Genomic DNA, 26,237 nt, shown 5'->3' with positions numbered 1-26,237 from the left:
GAAGCTGGGGGAGGTCGGCGAACGACCATGCACGTCACGCATCTGTCGCTGGCCGACTTCCGCTCGTACGCCCGGGTCGAAGTTCCGCTCGACCCGGGCGTCACCGCTTTCGTGGGCCCGAACGGGCAGGGCAAGACGAATCTCGTCGAGGCCGTCGGCTATCTCGCCACGCTCGGCAGCCACCGCGTCTCCTCCGACGCGCCCCTGGTGCGCATGGGCGCCGACCGTGCGGTCATCCGGGCGCAGGTCAAGCAGGGCGAGCGGCAGCAGCTGGTCGAGCTGGAGCTGAACCCCGGCAAGGCCAACCGCGCCCGTATCAACAGGTCCTCGCAGGTCAGACCGCGTGACGTGCTGGGCATCGTCCGGACCGTGCTGTTCGCGCCGGAGGATCTCGCCCTGGTGAAGGGCGACCCGGGCGAGCGCCGCCGGTTCCTGGACGAGCTGATCACCGCGCGCTCCCCGCGTATGGCCGGCGTCCGTTCCGACTACGACCGGGTGCTCAAGCAGCGCAACACGCTGCTGAAGACGGCCGCGCTGGCCCGTCGGCACGGTGGCCGCTCGATGGACCTGTCCACACTCGACGTGTGGGACCAGCACCTCGCGCGCGCGGGTGCCGAGCTGCTCGCCCAGCGCCTGGACCTGATCGCGGCGATCCAGCCGCTGGCCGACAAGGCGTACGAGCAGCTGGCCCCCGGCGGCGGCCCGCTGGGCCTGGATTACAAGCCGTCCGCGCCCGGTGAGGCCCACACGCGCGAGGACCTGTACACGCAGCTGATGGCCGCGCTCGCGGACGCCCGCAAGCAGGAGATCGAACGGGGCGTCACCCTCGTGGGGCCGCATCGGGACGATCTGAATCTCAAACTCGGTCAGTTGCCCGCCAAGGGGTACGCCTCTCACGGCGAGTCCTGGTCGTATGCGCTGGCGCTGCGGCTGGCCTCGTACGACCTGCTGCGCGCCGAGGGCAATGAGCCGGTGCTGGTGCTCGACGACGTCTTCGCCGAGCTGGACACCCGCCGGCGTGAGCGGCTGGCCGAGCTGGTGGCGCCCGGTGAGCAGGTCCTGGTCACGGCCGCGGTCGACGACGACGTACCGCATGTGCTGACGGGTGCGCGGTACGCCGTGTCCGAGGGGACGGTGGAGCGCGTATGAGCAAGTCCGAGTCCGAGGACGCACCGAAGAAGCCCGCCGAGCCGTCCGGGGTCGATCTCGCGCGCGTGGCGCTGAGGGCGGCCAAGGAGCAGGCACGCGCGCGTGGGGACGCGCAGCAGCAGAAGAAGCAGGCGCGGCGCGGTGGCGGCCTGCGCTCCGGCGCGCGCGCCGACGGCCGCGACCCCATGGCGCTCGGCGCCGCCATCAACCGGCTCATCACCGAGCGCGGCTGGGAGACGCCCGCCGCGGTGGGCGGGGTGATGGGCCGCTGGCCGCAGATCGTCGGCGAGGACCTCGCCAAGCACTGTGTGCCGCAGCGGTACGACGAGGACGAGCGCGTGCTGGTCGTGCAGTGCGACTCCACGGCCTGGGCGACCCAGCTGCGCCACCTCGCGCCGACCCTGGTCGCCCGGCTCAACGAGGACCTCGGCCACGGCACCGTGCGGCTGATCAAGGTGCTGAACCCCGGCGGTCCGGCCCGCCGCTACGGCCCGCTGCGGGCGCCGGGGAGCACGGGTCCTGGCGATACGTACGGGTGACGTACATCACGTAGGGCTTTGTCAAAGCCGTCCGGCCGGTGTCCGGTCGTACAACTGCACACGGTTGCGAATCGCGAGCTGACTCCCAAGTAGCAAAGGGTTGACACCCGGAAGCGCTGAGTGCCTCTGTGAGCCTCTTGGAGCCCCGCTCCGCATATGGGGAGTCGGGAGAGGCCGATTCAGGGCGGCACATGAGGACTCAGGTACCGGCAAACCCCCATCACTGTCGGTGCTACCGGTAGACTGGAAGCTAATCCCGCCCCAAACGTGGGGACCGTCCGGGACAAGCTGAGCAACGCTGATCAAGGCTTACCAACGCAACATGCCGCAGCCGCTCCGGCAACCCGCCGACGAGCCTGGCTCGTGCTGTGCCAGAAAGGGCGCTTCGTGGCCGATTCCGGCAACCCCAACGAGAACATCCCGTCCACCGAGGCCCCGGCCCAAGGCGCTGCGGACCCCGTAGCAGCGTCGTACGACGCCAGCGCCATCACCGTCCTCGAAGGCCTGGACGCGGTCCGCAAGCGACCCGGTATGTACATCGGTTCCACCGGTGAGCGGGGCCTGCACCACCTCGTGTACGAGGTCGTCGACAACTCGGTCGACGAGGCCCTGGCCGGCCACGCGGACACCATCGACGTGACGATCCTGGCCGACGGCGGTGTGCGCGTCGTCGACAACGGCCGTGGCATCCCGGTGGGCATCGTCCCGTCCGAGGGCAAGCCGGCCGTCGAGGTCGTGCTGACCGTCCTGCACGCGGGCGGCAAGTTCGGCGGCGGCGGCTACGCGGTCTCCGGTGGTCTGCACGGCGTGGGCGTCTCCGTCGTGAACGCGCTGTCGGCGAAGGTCGCCGTCGAGGTCAGGACCGACGGTCACCGCTGGACGCAGGACTACAAGATGGGCGTCCCCACGGCGCCGCTCGCCAAGCACGAGGCCACCGAGGAGACCGGCACCTCGGTCACCTTCTGGGCCGACGGCGAGATCTTCGAGACCACGGAGTACTCCTTCGAGACGCTCTCGCGGCGCTTCCAGGAGATGGCGTTCCTCAACAAGGGTTTGACGATCAAACTCACCGATGAGCGCGAGTCGGCGAAGGCGACCTCCGGGGCGGACGAGGCGGGCGCGGACGAGACCGCCGAGGTCAAGACCGTCACCTACCACTACGAGGGCGGCATCGTCGACTTCGTGAAGTACCTCAACTCCCGCAAGGGAGACGCGGTGCACCCGACGGTGATCGACCTTGAGGCGGAGGACAAGGAAAAGAGCCTCTCCCTCGAAGTCGCGATGCAGTGGAACAGCGGTTACACCGAGGGCGTCTACTCCTTCGCGAACATCATCCACACGCACGAGGGCGGCACCCACGAAGAGGGCTTCCGCGCGGCGCTCACCAACCTGATCAACAAGTACGCGCGCGACAAGAAGCTGCTGCGCGAGAAGGACGACAACCTCACGGGTGACGACATCCGCGAGGGTCTGACGGCAATCATCTCGGTGAAGCTGAGCGAGCCGCAGTTCGAGGGCCAGACCAAGACCAAGCTGGGCAACACGGAGGCGAAGACCTTCGTCCAGAAGGCGGTCTACGAGCACCTCAACGACTGGCTGGACCGCAACCCGGTCGAGGCGGCGGACATCGTCCGCAAGGGCATCCAGGCGGCCACCGCGCGCGTGGCGGCCCGCAAGGCCCGTGACCTGACCCGTCGCAAGGGCCTGCTGGAGTCGGCGTCCCTGCCGGGCAAGCTCTCCGACTGCCAGTCGAACGACCCCACCAAGTGCGAGATCTTCATCGTCGAGGGTGACTCCGCCGGCGGCTCGGCCAAGTCCGGCCGTAACCCGCAGTACCAGGCGATCCTCCCGATCCGAGGCAAGATCCTCAACGTCGAGAAGGCGCGGATCGACAAGATCCTGCAGAACCAGGAGATCCAGGCGCTGATCTCCGCCTTCGGCACGGGCGTGCACGAGGACTTCGACATCGAGAAGCTCCGCTATCACAAGATCATCCTGATGGCGGACGCCGACGTCGACGGCCAGCACATCAACACCCTGCTGCTGACCTTCCTGTTCCGCTTCATGCGGCCGCTGGTCGAGGCCGGGCACGTGTTCCTCTCCCGTCCCCCGCTCTACAAGATCAAGTGGGGCCGGGACGACGTCGAGTACGCGTACTCCGACCGTGAGCGCGACGCGCTGCTGGAGATGGGCCGTCAGCGGGGCAAGCGCGTGCGCGAGGACTCGATCCAGCGCTTCAAGGGTCTCGGTGAGATGAACGCCGAGGAGCTGCGCGTGACGACGATGGACCAGGAGCACCGGGTCCTCGGCCAGGTCACCCTCGACGACGCCGCCCAGGCCGACGACCTGTTCTCGGTCCTCATGGGCGAGGACGTCGAGGCCCGCCGCCAGTTCATCCAGCGCAACGCCAAGGACGTCCGCTTCCTCGACATCTGAGTCGGTCTCAGCTGACCGCACCAGGAAGGATTTTCACCAGCAATGGCCGACGAGAACACTCCAGTCACCCCTGAAGAGGGCGGCGACGTCGTGATGCGTATCGAGCCCGTCGGGCTTGAGACGGAGATGCAGCGCTCGTACCTCGACTACGCGATGTCCGTCATCGTCTCGCGTGCGCTGCCGGACGTCCGGGACGGCCTCAAGCCCGTCCACCGCCGCGTCCTGTACGCCATGTACGACGGCGGCTACCGCCCCGAGCGCGGCTTCTACAAGTGCGCGCGCGTGGTCGGCGACGTCATGGGCAACTACCACCCCCACGGCGACAGTTCCATCTACGACGCCCTGGTCCGCCTCGCCCAGCCGTGGTCGATGCGCATGCCGCTCGTCGACTCCAACGGCAACTTCGGCTCTCCGGGCAACGACCCCGCGGCCGCCATGCGCTACACCGAGTGCAAGATGGCGCCGCTGTCGATGGAGATGGTCCGTGACATCGACGAGGAGACCGTCGACTTCACGGACAACTACGACGGCCGCTCCCAGGAGCCGACCGTCCTGCCGGCCCGGTTCCCAAACCTGCTGATCAACGGCTCGGCAGGTATCGCGGTCGGTATGGCGACCAACATCCCGCCGCACAACCTGCGCGAGGTCGCGGCCGGTGCCCAGTGGTACCTGGAGAACCCGGAGGCCTCGCACGAGGAGCTCCTGGACGCGCTCATCGAGCGCATCAAGGGCCCGGACTTCCCGACCGGCGCGCTCGTCGTCGGCCGCAAGGGCATCGAAGAGGCGTACCGGACCGGCCGTGGCTCGATCACCATGCGCGCGGTCGTCGAGGTCGAGGAGATCCAGAACCGCCAGTGCCTGGTGGTCACCGAACTCCCCTACCAGGTCAACCCGGACAACCTCGCGCAGAAGATCGCCGACCTGGTGAAGGACGGCAAGATCGGCGGCATCGCGGACGTCCGTGACGAGACGTCCTCGCGCACCGGTCAGCGTCTCGTCATCGTGCTCAAGAGGGACGCGGTCGCCAAGGTCGTACTGAACAACCTCTACAAGCACACGGACCTGCAGACGAACTTCGGCGCCAACATGCTGGCCCTCGTCGACGGTGTGCCGCGCACGCTCTCGCTGGACGCGTTCATCCGCCACTGGGTGACGCACCAGATCGAGGTCATCGTCCGCCGGACGAAGTTCCGGCTGCGCAAGGCCGAGGAGCGGGCGCACATCCTGCGCGGTCTGCTCAAGGCCCTGGACGCCATCGACGAGGTCATCGCGCTGATCCGGCGCAGTGAGACCGTCGACATCGCGCGCACGGGCCTGATGGAGCTCCTGGAGATCGACGAGATCCAGGCCAACGCCATCCTGGAGATGCAGCTGCGCCGACTGGCCGCCCTGGAGCGCCAGAAGATCGTCCAGGAGCACGACGAGCTCCAGGCGAAGATCACCGAGTACAACGAGATCCTCGCCTCGCCGGTCCGCCAGCGCGGCATCGTCAGCGCGGAACTCGCCGCGATCGTCGAGAAGTACGGCGACGACCGCAAGACCATGCTGGTGCCCTACGACGGCGACATGTCCATCGAGGACCTGATCGCCGAAGAGGACATCGTGGTCACCGTCACGCGCGGCGGCTACGTCAAGCGGACCAAGACCGACGACTACCGCGCCCAGAAGCGCGGCGGCAAGGGCGTCCGCGGCGCGAAGCTGAAGGAAGACGACATCGTCGACCACTTCTTCGTGTCGACCACGCACCACTGGCTGCTGTTCTTCACCAACAAGGGCCGGGTGTACCGCGCCAAGGCGTACGAGCTGCCGGACGCCGGACGTGACGCGCGTGGACAGCACGTCGCCAACCTGCTGGCGTTCCAGCCGGACGAGGCGATCGCCGAGATCCTCGCGATCCGCAACTACGAGGTGGCGCCGTATCTGATCCTGGCCACCAAGGCCGGCCTGGTGAAGAAGACCTCGCTGAAGGACTACGACTCCCCGCGCTCGGGTGGTGTCATCGCCATCAACCTCCGTGAGCGGGAGGACGGTTCCGACGACGAACTGATCGGAGCCGAGCTCGTTTCGGCTGAGGACGATCTGCTGCTGATCAGCAAGAAGGCACAGTCGATCAGGTTCACCGCCACGGACGACGCGCTGCGGCCCATGGGCCGCGCCACCTCGGGTGTGAAGGGCATGAGTTTCCGCGAGGGCGACGAGCTGCTCTCGATGAATGTTGTTCGACCCGGTACGTTCGTGTTCACTGCTACGGACGGTGGGTACGCGAAGCGGACCCCCGTCGACGAGTACCGCGTTCAGGGGCGCGGCGGCCTCGGTATCAAGGCCGCCAAGATCGTCGAGGACCGCGGATCGCTCGTCGGTGCGCTGGTGGTCGAGGAGACCGACGAGATCCTCGCCATCACGCTCGGCGGCGGTGTGATTCGTACGCGAGTCAACGAGGTCAGGGAGACGGGCCGTGACACCATGGGCGTCCAACTGATCAACCTGGGCAAGCGCGATGCCGTGGTCGGCATCGCACGTAACGCCGAGGCGGGGCGCGAGGCGGAGGAGGTCGACGGCGACGTAGCCGTCGACGAGACCGCCGAAGATGTCGCGACCACCGGCACGGACGAGGGTGAGGCGCCCTCGTCCGAGTAGCACGAGGAGTGAGTCACGTGAGCGGAGCCACGGGCGCCGGATCGGCCGGTACCTCTACGGGTACGGAGGCGGACGGCGGCGGCCGTGGCTCCGCCGCGCACGCGACAGACTCGCCCTCGCCCGACACTCATGGATCCCAGGGGGGAACTGTGACGGACACCCGAGGTCCGCAGACCCAGCAGTACGCGGCTGGAGCGGGCTCGGCCGCTCCGGGCGCCCAGCCGCAGCCGGCGCCCGGCGCGCCGTCGGCCTCCGCGCTGCCCGGCGAGCGTCAGCCGCAGCAGCCCTCCGGGCCCTACCATCCGCCGCAGGCCTACCAGGCGGGCGCTCCGGCGAGCGCGGTACGCCGGCCCCGCACCGGGGCGCGTACGACGCCCCGCACCCGCAAGGCCCGGCTGCGCGTGGCCAAGGCCGACCCGTGGTCGGTGATGAAGGTCAGCTTCCTGCTCTCCATCGCGCTGGGCATCTGCACGATCGTCGCGGCCGCCGTGCTGTGGATGGTCATGGACGCGATGGGCGTCTTCTCGACGGTCGGCGGCACCATCTCGGAGGCCACCGGCTCCAACGAGTCGAACGGCTTCGACCTGCAGTCCTTCCTGTCGCTCCCGAACGTCCTGATGTTCACGTCGATCATCGCGGTCATCGACGTCGTCCTCGCGACGGCCCTGGCGACCCTCGGCGCGTTCATCTACAACCTCTCCGCGGGCTTCGTGGGCGGCGTCGAGCTGACGCTGGCCGAAGACGAGTGAGCGCGCTTTCAAACCTCCGCTGACGGTTCCCCGACAACCGATTTTGGGACTGCCCGCGTCGTGCGCTAATCTTCAGGAGTCAGCGCGCGGGACACACACCGCAGAGCGCGGCGGGGCTATAGCTCAGTTGGTTAGAGCGCATCCCTGATAAGGATGAGGCCACAGGTTCAAATCCTGTTAGCCCCACCAGCACGAAGACCCCCGGTCCAGCAGGACCGGGGGTCTTTGACATCCACGGCTGACATCAGCCGATGAGTGGATCTTCCAGAAGCTCAGCGAGCATCCCTACGGCTTCCCGCTCACTGTCGCCCACAACGTGGGTGTAGACGTCCATGGTCATGCTGATCTGGCTGTGCCGGAGGATCGCCTGAGCGACCTTGGGGTGCACCTTCAGGAAGGCGAGTAGGGTCCCGCAGGTGTGCCGGGCCAAGCGGACCGTGATGCGGCGCACGCCGGCTCGCTTCACGAGACGATCGAAGCTGCGGGAGAAGCCCACCGGGTCGATCATCCCGCCGTGCTCGGAGGAGAAGATCAGGTCATGGTTGGATTCCTGCGACCAGTGATCACCAGCAATCTTTCGCTCCAGCTCTTGAAGCTCCCGCCGCTCTTCCAGAGCACGGGCGCAGAACTCCGGCAGGGGGAGCACCGCCTGTGAGGACTCGGTCTTGAGGTCTTTGAGGACGAGGCCGACGCCCTTCACCCGCTGCACCTGCTTGACCGGGGTGAACTGTCCCGCCTCGAAGTCGACGTCCTGCCAACGGAGCCCGAGAAGCTCGCTGCGGCGCAGGCCCAGCACGAGGACGAGGACGCAGGCCGCGTAGAGCCGGTGGGCACGTGCCGACCGCAGGAACGCGATCGCCTCACGGGCATTCCAGGCTTTGCCCTTGTCCTTGGTGACCTTGGGCATGTCGACCAGGAGGGCGACGTTGCGCGTCAGGATCTCCTCACGGATGGCTCGGTTGAGGGCGTTCCGGAGAACCCGCAACACCTCGAAACGGGTGGCCGCGCCCACCTTCTCGCGCTTCAGCGCCGCCATGAAGGTGCGAACCTGGGCCGGCGTGAGCTTGACCAGGGGTTTCTTGCCCAGATGAGGCAGCAGGTAGAGCCTGACCTTGGACTCGTACTTGGTGTAGGTGTTGTGCTCGCGCTCCGGCTCGATGATGTGCTCCAGCCAGTACGCCAGCCACTCCCCGAGCGTCCAGGAGCGAGCAGGCACCGGGATGCCGTTCCGCTCCTGATCCTGGAGCTTGCCGAGCTTCTCGTTGGCCTCGTCCCAGGTGGCGCCGTAGACATACTTGCGGACACGGTTGCCGTCGGTGTCCGTGACGTACGCGGCACCCTGATAGCGGCCGTCCTTGCGCTTGGTGATCGTTCCCCCACCGTTGGGGCGCCTCTTCGGCATCAGGCAGCCTCCCCCATGCGACCGATGATGAAGTCCCGTACAGCGGTGTCGGGGATGCGTCGGCAGCCGTCGACTTTGATGGAGACCAGTCGGTGGGTGCGGATCAGGTCGTAGACCTTGGTTCGGCCGACCTTGAGCCGTGCCATGACCTCCGGCACGGTGAGCAGTTCAGGCGCGGCGGAGGTCATGCGGCGGCTCCTTCCAGATCGAGCAGGGTGGGTAGTTCGTCGCGGGCTGTTTCGCGGTTAAGTTCGATGTCGCGGCGGATGTTGGCTGCGAGCCAGGATTCGCCGGGGGTGTGGCCGTGGCCGGCGTAGGCCCAGTGGGCGAGGGTGAGCGTGGTGGCCTGTTCGTCGTTGGGGTCGGGTAGGCCGAGGGCCTCGCGTTGCTGGGCGGCGCGGTAGTCGGCACGGACCTGACGCAGGGTGCCGAGGGTGGTGGAGTAGCGGCGGGACTTGGTGGAGAAGTGGCCGCGGAAGCCGAGCATGTGAGCCCAGTCCAGGAGCTTGCGGTCCGGGTAGAGCGGGTGCAGGTCCAGGCATGCTTCGATCAGCCGGCGGGGGTGGTCCGGGACGCCGAGCAGGACCAGGGCTTCCTTGTTGCCGACGCGGCGGTCGACGGTGCCGGTCGTTTCGGCGGCTTTGGTGGCGTACTTGGCGACGTAGGAGGCGACGGCCGCTTCGGTGATCTCTTCGCCGTGGCCGAAGGCACCGATGGGCTGCACGTCGAGCTGGGTGCCCCAGCGCAGGGTGCGGGCGGGCTGGTCACCGGCCGGGGGTACGTCGACTTGGACGCGGGCGGCGGCGGCCCGGATCGCGTTGGTGAGGAGGTCGAGGGTGGCCCAGGCGGGCGGTGGATCGTCGGGTCCGTCGGGGCCGTCGAAGCGGATCACTGCATGGAAATGCACGGCCCCGCGTTTCTGGTACTCGGCGACCTTGCCGAAGGAGACGCGGGACTGTTCGCGGGCGTCCTTCTGCGTGAGCCCTGCTCTCTTGGCGATCTCGCGGCGCAGGTAGATCGTGAAGTAACGCCATAGTTCGGAGGCGTGGTTGTTCCACAGCACCGCACCTGCGTAGTCGTACGCGGTGGGGTCGAGCGGGGTGCCGAGTTCGGGGGCGTCGTCGCGGTGGCGTTGGCCGCAGCGGCAGGGCCGGTTGCCGGGGCGGTTGTGGACGGGGCCGAAGCTCGGGGCGGTGAGGGTGGCGAACACGCGGGGGTGATCGCGGATGGTGTGTGGGGTGCCCTTGGCGGGGTCTCCGACCAGGCCGGCGCGGATGAGGTGGTAGGTGTCGCCGGCGTAGGTCCAGGCGCACGAGGGGCAGCGCGAGGCTCGCCGGTTGCCACAGGCCAGGCGCAGCCGTCCACCAGGTTCATGGTCGGTGCTGTAGGAGTGTAGGACCTGTCCGGTGGCCTTGTCGCGGGTGACGGTCGAGCCGGTGAGGTGGATCGGGTCGGAGCAGCCGCCTGTGCGGCGGATCTGCTCTTGGATGCGGTCGAAGCCGTCCGACCCGGCCAGCCTCAGCACGTCGGTGAGGGTGGCCGGGTCCAGGCCCGCCAGGGTGGCGGTGTCAGGCACGGGCCGCCTCCCGGATCTGGTCAAGCAGCGAAGGGTTGGGGGTCCACAGGCCACGCGCGCCGGGGCATGGCACGGGACTGCCCAAGGGACGAACGTCGGTGAGGTGCCAGTGCCACTGCCCAGGCGCGGACCACAAGGAGCACCAGCCGTCGTCGGTGTGGCAGTCGTCGAGGCGGGCCCAGCCCAGTACGGCGCTGCTCGGCTGGGGACGGAGCAGGAAGGGGCGGGCCAGAGGCACGCCCCTGGCGTCGGGGTCGATGGTGCGGCCGGCGTGGATGAGCAGCCAGCCTCGGTAGTCGGTGGCCCAGCGTCGGTTTTCGATGCGCTTGGTGCCGTAGGCGATGCAGGAGGCCCAGGGCTGCCACAGGGTCAGGGCACGCACGGCAGGTGCGGTGTCGGTCACGCGGTCACCTCCGGCGTATCGGTGACCAGGGCGTCCAGGGCACCGGCAGCCTCGGTCGCGGCGGCAGCCAACTTGCGCAGGGTCTCGGAGGTACCGGCGGAGGCCAACAGCACGATCTCGATGGACTCGCCCTCGATGCGGAGGCTGACGAAGGGGGTGACGCGGTCCGGGAAGGGGGTGACCCGGAAGCGGGTGTCCGGCTCGATGTGCGCCGAGGTGGTGAGCATCTTCACGTCGTCACCTCCCGGCCTGAGCGGAGCGGGCGGGCAGGGACCGGCCGGTGCCCTGGCAGACGGGGCAGACGACGCGGAGGGTCACGCGGGAGCCGTCGCGGTGCCGGGCACCGGTGGTGACCGAGGCGGCGCAGAAGCCGGCGCAGTTGCGGCAGACCGGACGGTTCGGGGCGTGAACGGGCATGATGGTGTCTCCCTTTCGGGTCCGTTGGATCAGGAAGGTGGAAGGCCGTCCGGGGCGGCGGAAGTTTGGCGACCGAGGCCGCCCCGGAGGGCGCTACTTGCGGTAGCGGGGCGTGGACCGGACGGTCCGAGAGCGCACCTTGTGCGGCGAGCGGGAGCGCCGGCGGGTGGCCGCGCGGGCTAACTCCCGCTTCTTCTTCGACGTCCGGTTGATCGTGTAGCCGACTCCGCAGGTCGCGGACAGCACGGCGACGGCCGCACTTGCGATGACCTGGACGACGAAGGCGAGCACCAGCAGCACCGCGACCGATCCGGTGATGACCAGCAGGGTCAGCACGATGGGGCCGGTGTAGGAGCGCGGGGCTTCCTGGACGATCACGACCTTGCGCAGGTCCGAGCCGGGCGGGATCTGCCGGTAAAGGTCGGCGGGGATGTGACCGGCGCGGAACTGTTCGTCGGGTAACTGCACGGGACTGTTCCTTCCGGCTCAGGCGGTGCAGCGGTGGGTGCGGGCGATGAGTTCAGCGGCCGACCGGTCGCTGTGCTCCGTGGAAAACCCGCACTTCGGGGCGGTACAGGCAGCGGTGTGCCGGATCTGCCCGCGGCCGTTGTTGAACGTGCCGACCTTGACCGGGCCGATGTGGATCACGTTGTAGAAGCGGTTCGGTCGCACGAGTGGAACCTCCTTGTCAGCTAGGCGAGTTGAGCGACGATCGCGCCGGCGAGGTCTTCCGGAACGCCGAGGCGAGCGCGCAGCGTGGCGGCATCGATGTCCGTGCCGGTGCGGGTGCGGTGCTCAGCCGCGACCTTGCGGGCGTGGTCGACCAGCGCCGGGGGCACCGTCACCGCCGGAGCGGATGCTTCGGGCAGCGCCGGGGCGGGATCCGGTCGGCTGATCTCCGGGGCAGGGGCGGGCGGTTCGGGCCGGTCGACCACTGGCGCGGGCCGGGGCTCAGGAACCGGGGCGGGTGTGTCGGTAGCGGGTTGGTGGGCGAGCAGGGTGCCGCCGAGGAAGGCCAGCGCGGGCCAGCCGGCGACACCGAAGCGCAGCCAGGCGGGCGGGTGGGCCAGGTCCAGGAATCCTGCGGTGGCGACGTTGGCGCCGAGCGAGGCGAACAAGGCGATCAGGAACCAGCACCAGGCCAGCCGGGACCGTTGGATGCGCAGTCGGCGCCACGCGGCGACGAGCAGCAGGTCGACGGAGACCGGGTAGGCCCAGGCCTTCCAGCCGGTCTGCCCGGCCGCTTCGGCAAGGTCGTGCAGGTGGGCGAAGGACAGCGCACCGGCGATCACGGCCTGGACGAGTACGGCATCGGGACGGATCGATCGGGTCACGGTGCTTCACCTCCCTTCGCGGGATCAGGGGGTTTGCTGCGGCCGGAGCAGCGGCGGAACGGCTGGCAGCGGCGGCACGGCCTGCCCGATCGGCCGGAACGGCGCCAAGAACGACAGCTCGGGTGCGAGGTGGGCGAACCGGCGGCAGGCCATGGCCGCTTCGCTCGCGGAGACCTCCGGGGTGCGGATGCGGGACCAGCCGCCGGAAGTGTCGCCGGCCACCGCGACGCCGGGACGGTCCGGGGCGATACCGGTCACCGCCATCACCGCATCCGGGGCAATGTCGCCCAGGCCCATCTCCGCCGTCTGCTTGTCGTTGACCCTGTGCACCACCCGGCCGGTGAGCTGGGCCCGCAGGGCGGTGGCGCCCCTGCCGAGGTCGGAGCCGAAGCGCTGCCCGCACACCTCCAGGTAGATGCCGACCGCGCGGGCCATCTGACCCAGCCGGACCAGTTGCATGACCGTGCGATCGCGGGCCGCTTCGTCCTTCTTCGAGGTCACGAAGAACAGTTCCGCCACCTCGTCGATCAGCACCACCAGCGGCACCGGGCGGACGTCAGCGGGCAGGGCCCACAGGTCCGAGACGCGGTACAGGGCGAGGAGGTCGAAGCGCTCTTCCATCTCCGCGACCAGGGCGTCGATCAGCTTTCCGGCTTGTTCCGGGTCGGTGGCCAGCGCCGACAGACGCGGGGTGTACCGGCTGTGCTCGACACCGCGCTTGCAGTCGATTCCGATCAGCCCGACCGGCAATTGCGCGAGCCCCTTGATCAGGTTGCGCTGGTACATGGACTTGCCGGACAGCGTGGCGCCCAGGGTCAGCGCCATGGGGACCTTGCGGTAGTCCCGCTCGAAGACCGTGCCGTCCTCGCGCAGCGCGACCGGCACACTCAGCCCGTGGGGCGTGGCCTTGCGCGGCATCCTCACCCGGCGCAGCACGTCGTAGCCGGTCATCCTCAGCTCGACATAGCCCGGCTTGGTCTCCGCCACGGTCACCGACCGAACTCCCCAGGCGTGACGCAGCCGCTCGGACGACGCGGCAAGGTCGGCGGGTTCCAGGCCGGCGGGAAGCCGGAGGGTGACGCGTAGACCTGTCGAGGTCGGGCGGACCCGGCGCACCTTAGGTGGCACCGGCCGCACCTCACGGCGAGCCACGCTCCGGGTAACGAAGGCGCGCAGGCCGGACGGCTGAACCGTCAGCCCGCACACCTCCATCGTCGAGGAGTACGTGGCAGTGAACCGGGTCCAGGTGACCGGCAGGCCCACCAGCGACCAGTACACGCGCGGCGCGCGGTACTTCGCCACTCCGAGCCCACCGGCACCGGCGGCGGCACCGCCCAGCTCTAACCAGGTGGCCAGATCGGTCATGATCAGGCCCCAGCCGTGACCGCGACCGCGCGGAACGAGATCCCGTGCCGCTTCTGGCCGTTGAACTCGTTCTCCCAGTCACGCGCCTTGAGCCCGACCACTCGAACCGGCATGCCCGGCGCGAGCCCCTCGGGCAGCCCGGTCTCCGGCACGGTCACCTGGTAGAGGTTGCCCTCACCCTCGTCCGAGACCAGCAGGCCAACCGTGTGCAACGGCGCCCGGGTGTCCTTGTCGATGGCGATCTCGCCGGTCTGCTTGTTGACCAGCTTCGGCGTCGGCGCAGTCGCCACGAACACCACAGCGGTCGAAAGGTCGATCTTGAAAGACGGCATCTGCACATCCCTCGTTCTGGGAGATCGCCTAACGCGACCTCTCTAGACATCTCAAGGAAAGCGCACATCTCTAGAGACGTCAAGAGAGATGTCTAGAGACGTTTCTGGAGCCGAATCGGGACGCACGCGCAGGGCAGGGGCCACACCCCATGGCCTAGGCTGTCTAGAGAAGAGAGGAGGGCTTCCGAATGGCCACCACCGACGACCGTCGGCCGAAGTACCAGCGGATCGCGGACTCTCTACGCGAGGCGATCCAGTCGGGCGAGTACGGTCCCGGTGATCGGCTTCCGGGAGAGAACGACCTCATGGCCGAGTACGGCGTAGCCCGTATGACGGCTCGTCAGGCTTTGGGTGTGCTCAAAGACGAAGGAGTCGCCGAGTCCCGTAAGGGTGCTGGCGTGTTCGTCCGAGACTTCCGACCGCTCAGGCGGCGGGGGATCCAGCGATTGGCCCAGGAGCAGTGGGGCAGCGGCCGGTCGATCTGGTCTGCCGACATCGAGAACCGGACGCTTGTAGTGGATCAGGTGACCGTTTCGGATGAGCCGGCGCCAGAGCGCATTGCCCTCGTTCTGGATCTCGCAGGTGATGACACGGTGTGCGTGAGGCGCCGGCGGTTCGTCCTGGACGGGAAGCCCGTTCTGCTCGCAACGAGCTACCTCCCGGCGTCGATCGTCGCGGGATCGGCGATCGCCCAGGAGGACACCGGGCCCGGCGGAACGTACGCGCGTCTCGCTGAACTCGGCTACAAGCCGGTGCACTTCCGTGAGGAGATTCGCTCGCGCATGCCCACGAAGGATGAAGCGGCGCAACTGAGCATCTCCGCAGGTACGCCGGTCATCCTGATCTGTCGGACCGCTTTCGCGGACGAGGGGCGTCCCGTCGAGATCAACGAAATGACGCTCGACGCCTCTTCGTACATCCTTGAGTACGACTTCGACGCCTGACCCGGATCATGCGCTGGCCCAGGTGCGTGGATCGCGAGCCACCGCGTAGATCTGATCCACCTGCTCCCGCGTGAGCAGTGGGGACAGGCCGGACAGGACCCGGTCGACCTCTTCAACTGGGAGGACCAGAACCGGGGGTGCCGCGTTTTTCACCTTCAACTTCGCTGCGTGCACGACCGAGATCACTGGACGAACAGGGACATCGAACCCGCAGTGTCGTGTCAGAGCTTGGGCGACTCGCTGAGCCTCTCGCTGACTGATCACCACGTGCCGTGTCGACGTCCCGTTGATGGTGATCGCGTGGTCGCCGTACCAGACGGACTTGCCCTTGTGGCGCTTCGAGTTGATCGCGAAGACGCCGGCGCGGCCTATGGCCAGATGGTCTATGTCTGAGCCGGTGTCCCACTGGACAGCATGGAGTATGCGCCAGCCACGTCCCTTGAGCCGGTTGAGCCGCCGCCCGGTGACGCGTTCGCCCACCAGGCCGTTGCACCAACTGTAGATCTCGGTGCCAGGCAACCAGCGACCGATCAGGCGCATGAAGGCGCGTGGCTGAAGCTCGATGATCTTCCGCCGTACTGCGTCGCCGGGCCGATTCATGGCTAAGTCGTTCGGTACAGCGTTCATGTCAGACCTCCCCCGATGAGCCAGCCTTCCCAGGTCATCACGGAGGAGTCGTACGGCCAAGGCCGCGATCGAGCCAGCCGTTGTTACAGGTTTCTCTACCTCATCAAGCCCGCCGTTCCGGCGGGGAAGGGAGCCGGGTCCCGATCCCGTTCCGCCACGGCCCGAATGATCCGGCACAGCTCCAGCCGTCGCGCACTTGGGATAACAGGAGTCGACAGCAACCGCAGAGTTTCTCAGCTTCCCCGTGCTTCACCAGTCCCTCAGGGCTTGAGCCCCACCCCCTTCGGTCACCGGTCCTCCGGCGGTAGAGGCCCAGGGTGGGGGGCTCTTGGCCTTCGGCCATCCGGTCGCTGTGTCCCTTCTGGCGTCCGGCCGCCACTGCGTTGATCACACACCACCGGCCCGCACTGCGGGCCGGCGCGCGGCTCGGGGCTTCGCTCCTGCCTTCGGCCCGCGCCGCCCCGGCCCCGGCCCCGCGCCACCAAGTTGCCCCGAGGTGATCACGCTCTTCGCTCTGGCCCCGCCAAGGGCCGACGCACCGGACCGAGCCTGAACCCCAACCGTGACCCACGGCCACCAGGCCCAGCACCTTGAAGAAGATGTCACGACCCCACAGGCCCGATCACAAGGTGCGGCTACGGACCGACAGACGCTTTGATCCAAAAGCAGGTGCGCGACGGCTGTAGCTGTGCCGGATCATGCGGGCCGTGGCGGGGTGGGATCGCGGGTGGCTGGGGCGGTCGGCTCCGCGACTTTAGCCAGCCACTTTGGGGGGAGCCTCGAAGATCATGGCCCCAACGTCGTGCTTTAACGGGCAGGTCCACAGACTGCCCGACGCGCCGGAAGCTTAAGGGGCCATGATCACTCCCCCCAAAGCAGCTCCCGACCAAAGTCGCTCCGCCGACCTAGTGCCCGACCTACAGAGGTCTCCCCCGTGCGTCACGGCGTCGAGGAACGGCATCCTGTCCTAGGTCGTGTCTTCAATTGATCTTGAGTGGTGGATCATGGTCGGGTGATACGTCGCCATGAACTGTCCGATGAGGAGTGGGAGTTCCTCCGTCCGCTGTTGCCCGAGTCCTTGCGTGGGCGGAAGCGGTTGGACGATCGAACTGTGCTCAACGGGATCGTGTGGAAGTTCCGGACAGGCACCGCCTGGCGGGACGTGCCCGAGCGGTACGGCCCCTGGCACACGCTGCACACCCGCTTTCGCCGGTGGGCCCTGGACGGCACCTTCGAGCGGATGCTCCAGGCCGCCCAGGCCCGGGCGGACGCGGCGGGAGAGGTCGACTGGCTGGTGTCGGTCGACTCCACCGTCGTACGCGCCCACCAGCATGCCGCCGGGGCCCGAAAAGGGGGCGCCGCAGTCCCGCGCTCGGACGCTCCCGGGGCGGCCTGACCAGCAAGATTCACCTGGTCTGCGATGCCTTCGGGCGTCCGCTCGCCTTTGTGCTCACAGGCGGCAACACCAACGACTGCACCCAGTTCACCACCGTGATGGAGGCCATCCGGGTGCCCCGCCTCGGTCCGGGACGGCCGCGGGTGCGGCCGGCGCATGTGCTGGGCGACAAGGGCTACAGCTCCCGCGCGATACGCACATGGCTGCGACGCCGCGGCATCAGCCACACCATCCCCGAGCGGGCCGACCAAATCCGCAACCGGCTCCGGCGCGGCAGCCGAGGCGGGCGCCCGCCGGCCTTCGACAAACAGCTCTACAAGCAGCGCAACGTCGTGGAACGGTGCTTCAACCGCCTCAAGCAGTGGCGCGGCATCGCGACCCGCTACGACAAGACCGCCGAGTCTTACCAGGCAGCCGTCACCCTCGCCTCGCTTCTGATGTGGGCGTGACATTTGAAGACAACTCCTAGCCCGAAGGCTCCGAGAAGTCCGATGATGACCGCCGGGACGCTCAGCCACCACCAAGCGCCGCCACGGCTCACGCAGACGGCCAGAAGGCCAGCAGAGACTCCGAGGAACCCAATCGCCAAGCAAGATCCGGCGTAGTCGCGTGTTCGCTGGTCCTCATCTTCAACGATCTTTCGTACGGTAGCGTCGATGTGCTTAGCAAGAAGCTTCTTGGCCTCGCTGTCCTCTGGAAGAAGCCCCAGCAGCTCAACGTCTTGCTTAACGATCTCCCTGGTCATGGGCCGTTTGCGACGGGCTTGGGCAACGCCACCCATGATCGTAATTCCGGCCACAATGATCGGCGCCCAGTCTGCTAGCTTCAAGGCGACTCCAGAGGCGTACGGAGTTGACGAAGTACCCGATGCCCCCATCGTGCCCTCTGCATGCCCGACCATACGGGAACCAAGGGGGTAGAGCAGGGAACTTCGGAGATCGCCCCAGGAAGGACCGGGGCAGCATCTCGCCAGCTCAGGCCGCATCCACATACGCGATCTTCCAAGTAAGTGTGTCAGCACTTCAGCCTCCCGTATCAACGACGAGCGATTTCCCGATCGCACGGGCTAGCTTGCAGCCGTGACCTCTACATCGAATCCGCTCTGGCAGCGCTATGAGCTGTCCGTTCGCGAGATGCTCAACGCCCTGGATCCTGAAGCCGAAGTCGTCCACGACGAACATGTCGCGGGGCGCTTGAGCGGGACGCGGCGACAGGTGGATGTTCTGGCGACGGGGAAGGTAGTGGGGCTAGAGATCACTGTAGCCGTCGAATGTAAGCGTCACCGGCGGCCGGCCAGCATCGAAGTCGTGGACCAGTTCATAGGCAAGATCCTGGACATCGGAGCCGACCGCGGCATTCTCTACTCGTACTCGGGGTTCTCGAACAGTGCGGTGTCACGGGCCGTCGGATCATCCAACCCGAGCGTCATGGTTATCGCGCTCGATACGCCAGAGATCGTCAAGCGTGCGGCTCCGGGTTATCCCAATGACCTCCTGATCCAGGATCAAGCACCTCAATGGGTAGAGGAGATGAACGAGGATGCCTTCAGGCACTTCCTTGCGGAGGGAGAGTGGTCCAAGTTCTGGTCCTAGTCCCCGTGATCGTTTCGAGGCGCGTGGCTGGGATGGGTGCCAGAAGGGGTGGCGTTTCAGTCATAAACAGTCGAGAGTGAGCAGAAAATGCCACACGTCAGTTCGTCCCGCCCCTAAACCGCTATAACCATCCTCAGCACTCCGCACCATTGGTACGGCCCGCCCCGTGCTGCGGGCTTCTCAGGGGGAGGAACCCGCGGCGTGGCCAAGCGAATGGATGTTGGTCGCAGTGGCTGGCGGACAAACGCCAAGCACAGCATGCTGAATCAGCTGATCGGCCAGGAAGTCGGTGCCAGCCCGCGGCTTCCGAAGGCTCCCCGAAGGCTGGTGTGGTTCGACCTTACGGCTGGCGATGCAGCGGTCCCCGGAGATGAAGAGTGGCGTCGCGCTTGCTCGCCGGGCATCCTCGCCTACCATGCCTCCCAGTCGCAGCTCCCCGTAGTAGTGAACCTGTACGAGATCAACCCGGAGACCTATGGGCGCCTGCTGGCGAACCTGGCCGTGAAGCTGCCGGAGTTCGGCTACGAGCGGGAGGAATTAACCCGCTGGCGATGCGGACAATCATTCCTACAGGTCTTCAATCAGAGTGGTGTAGACGCAGATATCAGTGGTGTCCGCTCGTTCGACGCTGTCTTCGTGATCAACGATCCCAACTCCATTACGGAGTGGGCCATGAGGATGTCTTTCTCTCGCGAGATCAGCAGTCGCAATGTGACATTCTTTCGCAGCCTCACGACCATGGGGTGCAACGCCAGCGGCCTGAAGCGGAACAAGGACACACGGCGCACCCGCATTGAGTGTGTCGACCGGGTGGGCGCCTTCCAGAGGAGTGTCCCTCGGTTCCGAGACCTATGTTTCGCTGCGATCATCCGTGATGACGCCCAGTGGGCCTACCTCATCGAGACGTCGGACAAGTGGCGGGAGAAGACTGAACAGCTCGTGAAAGGGGCGTTCAAGAAGTACGACCGGGGTACGTCGATCAGCTGGTACCGGACGGCGGCCGGGCAGTTCCGCGGAGACATGCTCCGGCTCTTCCTGACCAAGGTCGAACGTGAAGGAATCCGGGGCCAGGAGGACCGCTGGCTGACTGCTCCCCTGGCTGAACGAATCGAAATGATAGGGGCGTTCGAGGATGCCCCCGTGCCGGAGGCTCCCGTACAGATGGGCCTCTGGACCGATGGTGAGGAAACTTCTGCATGAGCACCCTTGGTCCCTTCGAGGTCCACCCCTTCGCCGATGTCTTCCCCCTAGTGGAAGGGGAAGAGTTCGACGACATGATCCTGGACGTGAAGCGCAACGGCCTACGAGATCCGATCCTGCTGAACCACGATCGTACGGTGCTCATCGATGGCCGGAACCGCTATCGCGCTTGTGATGCTGCAGGAGTGGAAGCAGACTTCGAGACTCTGCCGGCGGACTACTCGGAAGCTGCGATCCTGGACTTGATCGTTTCCAAGAACATTGCGCGGCGGCAGCTGACCGCAGGTCAGCGGGCCTTCCTGGCGCTTGAATATGAGAAGGCGTTTGCTGACGAGGCGAAGGAACAGCAGCGCGAAGCTGGCCGTCAGACCCTCCAAGCGCTGAAGCAACAGCAAGGAGACGACGCAGACGTGCCGCTTGGGGCGGATCCGCCCCAAGCAGCGGACCGCGATGAGGAGGCAAGGTCTCGCAACAAGGCTGCGCGAGCGGTCGGCGCCTCTCCACGCGCAGTGCAGCGTGCTAAGTCTGTCGAGACCTATGCGCCGGAACTGGTAGAGAAGGTTCGCTCGGGGGCCATGCCGCTCGACCAAGCAGAGAAGCACGCTCGGCAACGGCGCAAGGAGATGACGGAGAAGGCTCCGGCTGAGAAGCCCACCTCCGTGATGCTGACGCTCCGGACGCATGACGGCCGGGAAGTCGAGTACGCCAAGCCCGAAGGTAAAGCGACCTTCAACCAAACCGACGGGGATGGGATCTCGTGGGCACGGTGGTCGTGGAACCCGATCACCGGATGCTTGCACGGCTGTGACTACTGCTATGCGCGGGAGATCACCCTGCGCTTCAAACAGGTAAATCCCGCCGGATTCACCCCGCTTTTCCACTACGAACGCCTGGGAGCGCCCGCTAACACGAAGATCCCAGAGCAACACCTTGGTGATCCTTCTTGGAGGCGGGTCTTCGTGTGCTCCATGGCCGACCTCTACGGTCGTTGGGTTCCCGAAGAGTGGCTCTTGCAGGTGCACTCGGCCATGCTCAGCAACCCAATGTGGGAGTACTTGCTGCTGACTAAGTTCCCTGCCCGCTACAACAAGGTTGACCTGCCTTCATCAGCTTGGGTCGGCACAAGTGTCGACGAGCAGAAGCGTGTGCGGATCGCTGAGGACGCCTTCCGGCAGATTGAAGGCGTTAAGGTCAAGTGGCTGTCTCTGGAGCCGCTCAAGGAGCCTCTAGAGTTCAGCGACCTCTCCATGTTCGACTGGGTAGTCATCGGTGCGCAGACAGAGACCTGGCAGGGAGAGGGGGCAGATCGCCAGCAGGTGCCCGCTTTCGCGCCACCCTTCGATTGGGTGGCTCGTCTCGTGGCGCAAGCCCGGGAAGCTGGGTGCCGAGTGCATCTAAAACCGAATCTGGTGAACGGCCGTCCCGGGATGCAACTGCCCGACGAGTACCCGGTGTGACGAACGTGTGCGTGACCCCTCAGCTGTCGTCATGCGGTGGGTCCCTCTGTCAAGAGGAGCCCTGACGTTTGACACCAGTATCTGACACCAACAGACGCGGACAGCGGCGATCGGGCCCGGTTACCAGCGGACGCCAAACTGAGGCTGGAAGCGAGTCAGCCGATGGTGTCAACTCCCCGTGATCGACCTGATAAGGATGAGGCCACAGGTTCAAATCCTGTTAGCCCCACCAGCACGAAGACCCCCGGTCCAGCAGGACCGGGGGTCTTCGGCATTTACGGGCTGCATCAGCTGTGCGGGGCACGGAAAAGGCCCGACCGCTGGCGACGGGGGATGCACCAGCGATCGGGCTGTGGCCAACAGTAACAAGGCTGCCTGGGCCGCGGGAGTCAGCTGTTCGACCGCAGGTGGTGGTTGTGATCGGGATCACTTTTCCGTCAGGGGTTGCAGGGCGGGTCGTAGTCGAGGCGGGAGAGGTACTCCTGCCACTTCTCCTGGGTCAGGACGTTGCGTGTGGTGGCGCAGATGTGGCGGACGGCCCGGTCGACGTCGAGGTTCCACAGGCGGACCGTGTCGGTGCCGCTGGACACCCCGAGCATGCGGGTCTTGGGGCTGAACGCCAGGAAGTTGCCCGTTCTGGCGTTGGGGCTCATCGACTGGCCGATGGGGCGGGCCTCGGAGGGCGTGGCGACGTTCCACAGGCGGACCGTGTTGTCGGTGCCGCCGCTCGCCAGGGTGCGGCCGTCCTGACTGAACGTCAGGGAGGCGACGGCCTCGGTGTGGCCCTTCAGCGGGGAGCCCAGGCGGCTGGCCGCGGTGGGGTCGGTGATGTTCCACAGGCGGACCGTGTCGTCGTCGCTGCCGCTGGCCAGGGTGTGGCCGTCCGGGCTGAAGGCAAGGACGTTCACCGGGCCGGTGTGGCCGGTGAGGGGGGAGCCGAGCGCGGTCGCGTGCCCGGGGTCGGTCACCTTCCACAGGCGGACCGTGCCGTCCGCGCTGCCGCTGATCAGGCTGTGGCCGTCCGGGCTGAAGACGAGGGAGTTGACGTAGCCCTTGTGGCCGCTGAGCGGGGCGCCGGTCGGAACGGGGTGGGACGGGTCGGCGATGTTCCACAGCTGGATGGTGCGGTCGTCGTAGGCGGTGGCCAGGGTGCGGCCGTCCGGGCTGAAGGCGAGGGCGTCGGGGCCCATGAAACGGGTCCGCAGGGTGAGGGGCGGGCCGTAGGAGACCGGCTCGGAGGGGTTGGCGACGTTCCACAGGTACACCGCGCGGTTGCCCGTCAGCACCGCGAGGGTGCGGCCGTCGGGTGAGAACAGCAGGGAGCGCTGGCCGCCGTCGCCGGGCATGAACGGCTTGTTCAGGGACCGCGGCCGGTCGGGGTCCTGGACGTCCCACAGCCGGACGCTGCCGTCGCGTGTGGCCGTGGCGAGGATGCGGCCGTCGGGGCGGAACGCCCCGTTGCGGCCGACCATGTCCGAGGTCGGGATCGACCACAGGCGGACCTTGCTGTCGCCGCTCCCGGTGGCCAGGGTGCGCCCGTCGGGGCTGAAGCCCAGGGCGTACATCTCGCCGCTGCTGCCCGCCAGGGGTTCGCCGACCTGGGAGGGGTAGGCCGGGTCGCTGATGTTCCACAGGCTCGCGGTGCTGTCCGCGCTGGCGGCGGCGAGGGTGGAGCCGTCGGGGCTGAAGGCCACCGACCAGATCGGGCCGGTGTGGCCGGTCAGGGGTGAGCCGAGCGGGGCCGCGTGCCGCGGGTCGGCCACGTTCCACAGGCGGAGGGTGTCGTCCGCGCTGCCGCTGGCCAGGGTGCGGCCGTCGGGGCTGAAGGCGACGGAGTGCACCAGGTCCGTGTGCCCGGTCAGCCGGGCGTCGTAGGGCTTCGGGCGGCGGGGATCGGCGACGTTCCACAGGCTGATCGCGTCGTCGTCGCCCCCGGCAGCGAGCGTGCGGCTGTCCGGACTGAACGCCACGGAGCGCACTGCGGCGGTGGCACCCCTCAGGGTGCTCAGCGTCCGGGGTCGGGCCGGGCCGGACATGTCCCACAGGCGGACGGTGTGGTCCTCGCTGGCGGAGGCCAGGGTGTGGCCGTCGGGGCTGAACGCCAGCAGGTAGATCGTGCCCTCGTGGCCGGTCAGGGGGGCGCCGAGCGACTTCGGGCGGCTGGGGTCCCGTATGTCCCACAGCCGGATCGTGCCGTCGTCCGCGGCGCTGGCCAGGGTGCGGCCGTCCGGGCTGAAGACCGCGCTGCTCACCCAGCTGGTGTGGCCGGTGAGCGGCTTGCCGAGGGGCCGGGGACGGGTGCGGTCCGCGACGTCCCACAGCCGGACCGTGCGGTCGTAGCTGGCGGTCGCCAGGAGGTTGCCGTTCGGGCTGAACGAGGTGAGGTAGACGGCGCCGGTGTGGCCGAGCAGCGGGGTGGCCAGGGGCGCGTTCACGATGGAGATCAGGCGGTTGTTCGTGCCCGCGTCGTCCGGGCGCAGTGCGTGGGCCACCAGGTCGAGCTGGGCGGAGAGCGACGGGTCCGTGTACTGGACGCGGTCGGCCTCGGCGACCACCTGCTCGAACACGGCGTCGTTGCGCTGCTGCCAGGCGACGACCGCGGAACCGACGGCCAGGATCGCGAGGACCACCAGGGCCGACACGGCGCCGCGGCTGATCCACAGGGTGCGCTTGCGCAGCCGGACCGAGGCGGCCAGGAACTCCACCGCGCTGCGGGTCAGGAAGGTGTCGCCGGCGGACCTCGCCCAGGTGTGGGCCTGTTCCAGCCGGGAGCCCCGGTAGAGCAGGGACGAGTCGCGGCGGGATTCCTCCCAGGAGCGGCCGTCCTCCTCAAGCCGCTGGCGCAGCAGATTGCCGCCCCGGTCCTCGTCGATCCAGTCGCGCAGCCGCGGCCAGGCGTGCAGCAGCGCCTCGTGGGTGATCTCCACGGTGTCCGCGTCGAGCGTCACGAGCCGGGCGCGCACCAGCGCCTCCAGCGACTCCTCCGTCTTCCCGGGGTCGGTCGACTCCGCGGCCAGCTGACGGCGCGTCCCGCGTCTGCGAGTGGCCTGGGTGTCCTCGCCCAGCCGGACGAGCCGGAGCAGCAGCAGCCGCGCGGCGGTGCGGGCCGCCGGGTCCAGGCTGGACCAGGCCCGCTCGGCGGTCGCTGCCACCGCGCCCTGGATGCCGCCGGCCGCGCGGTAGCCGGCCAGGGTCAGCCGGCCCGCCTTGCGGCGCTGCCAGGTGGCGAGCAGGGCGTGGGAGAGCAGGGGCAGTACGCCCGCGTCGTGCGCGCCGCGGGGGCCGTCGGCGCTCACCTCGCGCACGATCAGCTCGGCCAGCCCCGGTTCGAGTTCCAGGCCGACGGCCTTGGCCGGGCCGGTCACCGCCTCGCGCAGCTCGGCGCTGGTCAGCGGACCGAGCACCATGTGCCGGTGCTGGAGCGCGTCGGCCAGTACGGGGTAGCCGAGGCACTGTTCGTAGAAGTCGGCGCGTATGCCGAGGACGACGAGCGCGGGGGCAGGGCCGCCGTCGGCGGAGGGTGAGGCCGCCGCGTGCAGAAGCTGGATGAAGGTGTGCCGCTCCTCCTCGTCGGAGCAGAGGGTGAACGCCTCCTCGAACTGGTCGACGATGACGACCGGGCAGCCGGTGGAGGGCGCGGCCCAGGCCCCGATGGCCCGGTGCACCGCGGCCGTGAAGTCCGCGCTTCCGGGATCGGCGGCGGATGTTTCACGTGAAACATCGACCCCGGGGAGCCCGGGGATACGCCGGCTCAGCTCCCCGAGCGGATCCGATCCCGGTACGAGTTGCAGCACCACCCGCGTCCGCTCGTCACCGCTGTCCAGGGCGCCGTCCCGTACGGCGGTTACCAGCCCGGCGTTGAGCAGCGAGGACTTGCCCGCGCCCGAGGCGCCCACGAGCATGAGCAGGCCGGCCTTCCCCTCGGCCGTCCGGAGATGGTCCACGAGGGTGGCGGTGCTGCGCTCGCGGCCGAAGAACCAACGCGCGTCCTGCTGGCGGTAGGAGGCCAGCCCTCGGTAGGGGCAGACGCCGGCGGGGACGGCCGGCGGGCTCTCCACGGCCGGAGGGCTCACCTCGACCGTGGCGGGGTCGGCCACCGCCCGCTCCCACAGCAGCTGCCACTGGACCATGTCGTAGAGACCGGGGAACACCGCCGTCGGGCGGGCGCGCCGGGCCTGCGGGATGAGGACGAGCAGTACCGCGGCGAGCGCGGCGAACTGGGCGGGTACGTTCTTCGCGCGTCGCCAGTCACTGATCCGCTGCGCGGAGACGCGTACGGGCCGCCCGCGTTCGTCCACGCGCTGGAGCTGGACGACCGCCTCGGACACGCGTTTGAGGGGAGGGTTGCCGGCCTCCTTGTACAGCAGCGCGAGGCGTTCCGCGAAGGCCGTGCGCGCCCCTGAGTCGTGACTCAAGGCCTCCACCCCTTACTTCCCTCGCCTCTGGGCGTCCGGACCGGAAAACTCACTTTATACGGCTGACCTGCGGCGAAGCCCTGGATCGGAGACCGGAACCTCCTCTGTGCAGGCCCCAACTGGCAGGATCACACCGCGTAGCCGACCAGCAGCGCGTCGTCCGGACAGGCCAGCGGCCCATGTCTTGCAGGGGACAGCTCATGACGCCTTATGTCCTGGGGCAGCAGCTTTCGCCGCAGTCGCGAGAAGACGAACTCGTCGCGGACT

Annotated in this window: 23 protein-coding genes, 1 tRNA gene and 1 pseudogene; 11 read left to right on the top strand and 14 right to left on the bottom strand. The window is 67.9% G+C overall.

All coding sequences use genetic code 11. The features are described from left to right. Positions 1 to 27: 27 nt before the first annotated feature. The 6 genes from recF (at position 28) to AB0Q90_RS15280 (ending at position 7,699) form a co-directional block, all read left to right on the top strand. A complete protein-coding gene (recF, locus tag AB0Q90_RS15305; RefSeq protein WP_363162827.1) occupies positions 28 to 1,149 on the top strand; it encodes a DNA replication/repair protein RecF in 1,122 nt (373 codons plus the stop codon). After that, positions 1,146 to 1,688, top strand: a complete 543-nt coding sequence (locus AB0Q90_RS15300) for a DciA family protein (RefSeq protein WP_363162826.1) — start codon at positions 1,146 to 1,148, stop codon at positions 1,686 to 1,688. The genes recF and AB0Q90_RS15300 overlap by 4 nt, the downstream gene beginning before the upstream one ends. A 363-nt stretch (positions 1,689 to 2,051) precedes the next feature. Beyond that, positions 2,052 to 4,124, top strand: a complete 2,073-nt coding sequence (gene gyrB / locus AB0Q90_RS15295; RefSeq protein WP_363162825.1) for a DNA topoisomerase (ATP-hydrolyzing) subunit B — start codon at positions 2,052 to 2,054, stop codon at positions 4,122 to 4,124. Between the two features lie 42 nt (positions 4,125 to 4,166). Continuing rightward, a complete protein-coding gene (gene gyrA / locus AB0Q90_RS15290; protein WP_363162824.1) occupies positions 4,167 to 6,761 on the top strand; it encodes a DNA gyrase subunit A in 2,595 nt (864 codons plus the stop codon). A 17-nt stretch (positions 6,762 to 6,778) separates the two neighbouring features. Then, positions 6,779 to 7,510 (top strand): DUF3566 domain-containing protein, encoded by a 732-nt coding sequence (locus AB0Q90_RS15285; protein WP_363162823.1) that lies wholly within the window; start codon positions 6,779 to 6,781, stop codon positions 7,508 to 7,510. Between the two features lie 112 nt (positions 7,511 to 7,622). Beyond that, positions 7,623 to 7,699: transfer RNA gene (locus tag AB0Q90_RS15280), tRNA-Ile, on the top strand. A 55-nt stretch (positions 7,700 to 7,754) separates the two neighbouring features. Here the strand turns inward: AB0Q90_RS15280 and AB0Q90_RS15275 are convergent. The 11 genes from AB0Q90_RS15275 to AB0Q90_RS15225 all read right to left on the bottom strand — a co-directional run bounded on the left by AB0Q90_RS15275 (position 7,755) and on the right by AB0Q90_RS15225 (position 14,339). After that, positions 7,755 to 8,912 carry a site-specific integrase gene (locus tag AB0Q90_RS15275; RefSeq protein WP_363162822.1) on the bottom strand — a complete coding sequence of 386 codons (1,158 nt, stop codon included), beginning with the start codon at positions 8,910 to 8,912 and terminating at the stop codon, positions 7,755 to 7,757. Then, positions 8,912 to 9,100: a helix-turn-helix domain-containing protein gene (locus AB0Q90_RS15270; protein ID WP_363162821.1), complete on the bottom strand. Its 189-nt coding sequence runs from the start codon at positions 9,098 to 9,100 to the stop codon at positions 8,912 to 8,914. Before AB0Q90_RS15270 ends, AB0Q90_RS15275 begins: the two co-directional genes overlap by 1 nt. Next, positions 9,097 to 10,488 (bottom strand): replication initiator protein RepSA, encoded by a 1,392-nt coding sequence (repSA, locus tag AB0Q90_RS15265; RefSeq protein WP_363162820.1) that lies wholly within the window; start codon positions 10,486 to 10,488, stop codon positions 9,097 to 9,099. The genes AB0Q90_RS15270 and repSA overlap by 4 nt, the downstream gene beginning before the upstream one ends. Continuing rightward, complete coding sequence (locus AB0Q90_RS15260) at positions 10,481 to 10,891, bottom strand: hypothetical protein (protein WP_363162819.1); 411 nt, start codon at positions 10,889 to 10,891, stop codon at positions 10,481 to 10,483. Before AB0Q90_RS15260 ends, repSA begins: the two co-directional genes overlap by 8 nt. Further along, positions 10,888 to 11,124: a hypothetical protein gene (locus AB0Q90_RS15255; RefSeq protein WP_363162818.1), complete on the bottom strand. Its 237-nt coding sequence runs from the start codon at positions 11,122 to 11,124 to the stop codon at positions 10,888 to 10,890. Before AB0Q90_RS15255 ends, AB0Q90_RS15260 begins: the two co-directional genes overlap by 4 nt. Before the next feature lie 4 nt (positions 11,125 to 11,128). Continuing rightward, positions 11,129 to 11,308: a hypothetical protein gene (locus tag AB0Q90_RS15250; protein WP_363162817.1), complete on the bottom strand. Its 180-nt coding sequence runs from the start codon at positions 11,306 to 11,308 to the stop codon at positions 11,129 to 11,131. A gap of 93 nt (positions 11,309 to 11,401) precedes the next feature. Further along, positions 11,402 to 11,776: a hypothetical protein gene (locus AB0Q90_RS15245; RefSeq protein WP_363162816.1), complete on the bottom strand. Its 375-nt coding sequence runs from the start codon at positions 11,774 to 11,776 to the stop codon at positions 11,402 to 11,404. A gap of 18 nt (positions 11,777 to 11,794) precedes the next feature. Further along, complete coding sequence (locus tag AB0Q90_RS15240) at positions 11,795 to 11,980, bottom strand: mobile element transfer protein (RefSeq protein WP_363162815.1); 186 nt, start codon at positions 11,978 to 11,980, stop codon at positions 11,795 to 11,797. 20 nt (positions 11,981 to 12,000) lie between these two features. Continuing rightward, positions 12,001 to 12,642 (bottom strand): DUF2637 domain-containing protein, encoded by a 642-nt coding sequence (locus tag AB0Q90_RS15235; protein ID WP_363162814.1) that lies wholly within the window; start codon positions 12,640 to 12,642, stop codon positions 12,001 to 12,003. Positions 12,643 to 12,666: 24 nt separating this feature from the next. Further along, entirely contained in the window at positions 12,667 to 14,007 is a 1,341-nt protein-coding gene (locus AB0Q90_RS15230) for an FtsK/SpoIIIE domain-containing protein (RefSeq protein ID WP_363162813.1), read from the bottom strand. A 2-nt stretch (positions 14,008 to 14,009) separates the two neighbouring features. Next, positions 14,010 to 14,339 carry a hypothetical protein gene (locus AB0Q90_RS15225; protein WP_363162812.1) on the bottom strand — a complete coding sequence of 110 codons (330 nt, stop codon included), beginning with the start codon at positions 14,337 to 14,339 and terminating at the stop codon, positions 14,010 to 14,012. Positions 14,340 to 14,527: 188 nt separating this feature from the next. On the opposite strand from AB0Q90_RS15225, the gene AB0Q90_RS15220 reads away from it, so the two are divergent. Further along, the gene (locus AB0Q90_RS15220; RefSeq protein ID WP_363162811.1) at positions 14,528 to 15,283 is read left to right on the top strand and encodes a GntR family transcriptional regulator; all 756 of its coding nucleotides are present in this window, start codon (positions 14,528 to 14,530) and stop codon (positions 15,281 to 15,283) included. 6 nt (positions 15,284 to 15,289) lie between these two features. Here AB0Q90_RS15220 and AB0Q90_RS15215 read toward each other — a convergent pair whose 3' ends face one another. Continuing rightward, entirely contained in the window at positions 15,290 to 15,910 is a 621-nt protein-coding gene (locus AB0Q90_RS15215) for a nuclease-related domain-containing protein (protein ID WP_363162810.1), read from the bottom strand. A 1,015-nt stretch (positions 15,911 to 16,925) separates the two neighbouring features. On the opposite strand from AB0Q90_RS15215, the pseudogene AB0Q90_RS15210 reads away from it, so the two are divergent. Further along, positions 16,926 to 17,755, top strand: a pseudogene (locus tag AB0Q90_RS15210) (IS5 family transposase). Here AB0Q90_RS15210 and AB0Q90_RS15205 read toward each other — a convergent pair. Next, complete coding sequence (locus AB0Q90_RS15205) at positions 17,710 to 18,051, bottom strand: hypothetical protein (RefSeq protein ID WP_363162809.1); 342 nt, start codon at positions 18,049 to 18,051, stop codon at positions 17,710 to 17,712. The pseudogene AB0Q90_RS15210 and the gene AB0Q90_RS15205 overlap by 46 nt on opposite strands. A 334-nt stretch (positions 18,052 to 18,385) precedes the next feature. Here AB0Q90_RS15205 and AB0Q90_RS15200 point away from each other — a divergent pair, with 334 nt between their 5' ends. The 3 genes from AB0Q90_RS15200 to AB0Q90_RS15190 all read left to right on the top strand — a co-directional run bounded on the left by AB0Q90_RS15200 (position 18,386) and on the right by AB0Q90_RS15190 (position 21,555). Further along, positions 18,386 to 18,898 carry a restriction endonuclease gene (locus AB0Q90_RS15200; protein ID WP_363162808.1) on the top strand — a complete coding sequence of 171 codons (513 nt, stop codon included), beginning with the start codon at positions 18,386 to 18,388 and terminating at the stop codon, positions 18,896 to 18,898. A gap of 201 nt (positions 18,899 to 19,099) precedes the next feature. Continuing rightward, on the top strand, positions 19,100 to 20,098 hold the full coding sequence (locus tag AB0Q90_RS15195) for a hypothetical protein (protein WP_363162807.1): 999 nt from the start codon (positions 19,100 to 19,102) through the stop codon (positions 20,096 to 20,098). Then, positions 20,095 to 21,555 carry a DUF5131 family protein gene (locus AB0Q90_RS15190; protein WP_363162806.1) on the top strand — a complete coding sequence of 487 codons (1,461 nt, stop codon included), beginning with the start codon at positions 20,095 to 20,097 and terminating at the stop codon, positions 21,553 to 21,555. Before AB0Q90_RS15195 ends, AB0Q90_RS15190 begins: the two co-directional genes overlap by 4 nt. 437 nt (positions 21,556 to 21,992) lie before the next feature. On the opposite strand, the gene AB0Q90_RS15185 is transcribed toward AB0Q90_RS15190, so the two are convergent. After that, positions 21,993 to 25,979, bottom strand: coding sequence for an AAA family ATPase (locus AB0Q90_RS15185; RefSeq protein WP_363162805.1), 3,987 nt, complete (start codon positions 25,977 to 25,979; stop codon positions 21,993 to 21,995). Between the last annotated feature and the right edge of the window lie 258 nt (positions 25,980 to 26,237).

Source organism: Streptomyces sp. NPDC079141, from assembly GCF_040686775.1.
GTDB lineage: Bacteria > Actinomycetota > Actinomycetes > Streptomycetales > Streptomycetaceae > Streptomyces.
This window is presented reverse-complemented; position numbering and strand designations above follow the sequence as displayed.

What these genes read in the sequence shown, in the direction of transcription:
- AB0Q90_RS15215 (WP_363162810.1), bottom strand. Translation starts at nt 15,910, where the DNA reads ATGAACGCTGTACCGAACGACTTAGCCATGAATCGGCCCGGCGACGCA.
- AB0Q90_RS15220 (WP_363162811.1), top strand. Translation starts at nt 14,528, where the DNA reads ATGGCCACCACCGACGACCGTCGGCCGAAGTACCAGCGGATCGCGGAC.
- AB0Q90_RS15205 (WP_363162809.1), bottom strand. Translation starts at nt 18,051, where the DNA reads ATGACCAGGGAGATCGTTAAGCAAGACGTTGAGCTGCTGGGGCTTCTT.
- AB0Q90_RS15190 (WP_363162806.1), top strand. Translation starts at nt 20,095, where the DNA reads ATGAGCACCCTTGGTCCCTTCGAGGTCCACCCCTTCGCCGATGTCTTC.
- AB0Q90_RS15225 (WP_363162812.1), bottom strand. Translation starts at nt 14,339, where the DNA reads ATGCCGTCTTTCAAGATCGACCTTTCGACCGCTGTGGTGTTCGTGGCG.
- AB0Q90_RS15300 (WP_363162826.1), top strand. Translation starts at nt 1,146, where the DNA reads ATGAGCAAGTCCGAGTCCGAGGACGCACCGAAGAAGCCCGCCGAGCCG.
- recF (WP_363162827.1), top strand. Translation starts at nt 28, where the DNA reads ATGCACGTCACGCATCTGTCGCTGGCCGACTTCCGCTCGTACGCCCGG.
- gyrA (WP_363162824.1), top strand. Translation starts at nt 4,167, where the DNA reads ATGGCCGACGAGAACACTCCAGTCACCCCTGAAGAGGGCGGCGACGTC.
- AB0Q90_RS15270 (WP_363162821.1), bottom strand. Translation starts at nt 9,100, where the DNA reads ATGACCTCCGCCGCGCCTGAACTGCTCACCGTGCCGGAGGTCATGGCA.
- AB0Q90_RS15250 (WP_363162817.1), bottom strand. Translation starts at nt 11,308, where the DNA reads ATGCCCGTTCACGCCCCGAACCGTCCGGTCTGCCGCAACTGCGCCGGC.
- AB0Q90_RS15230 (WP_363162813.1), bottom strand. Translation starts at nt 14,007, where the DNA reads ATGACCGATCTGGCCACCTGGTTAGAGCTGGGCGGTGCCGCCGCCGGT.
- AB0Q90_RS15275 (WP_363162822.1), bottom strand. Translation starts at nt 8,912, where the DNA reads ATGCCGAAGAGGCGCCCCAACGGTGGGGGAACGATCACCAAGCGCAAG.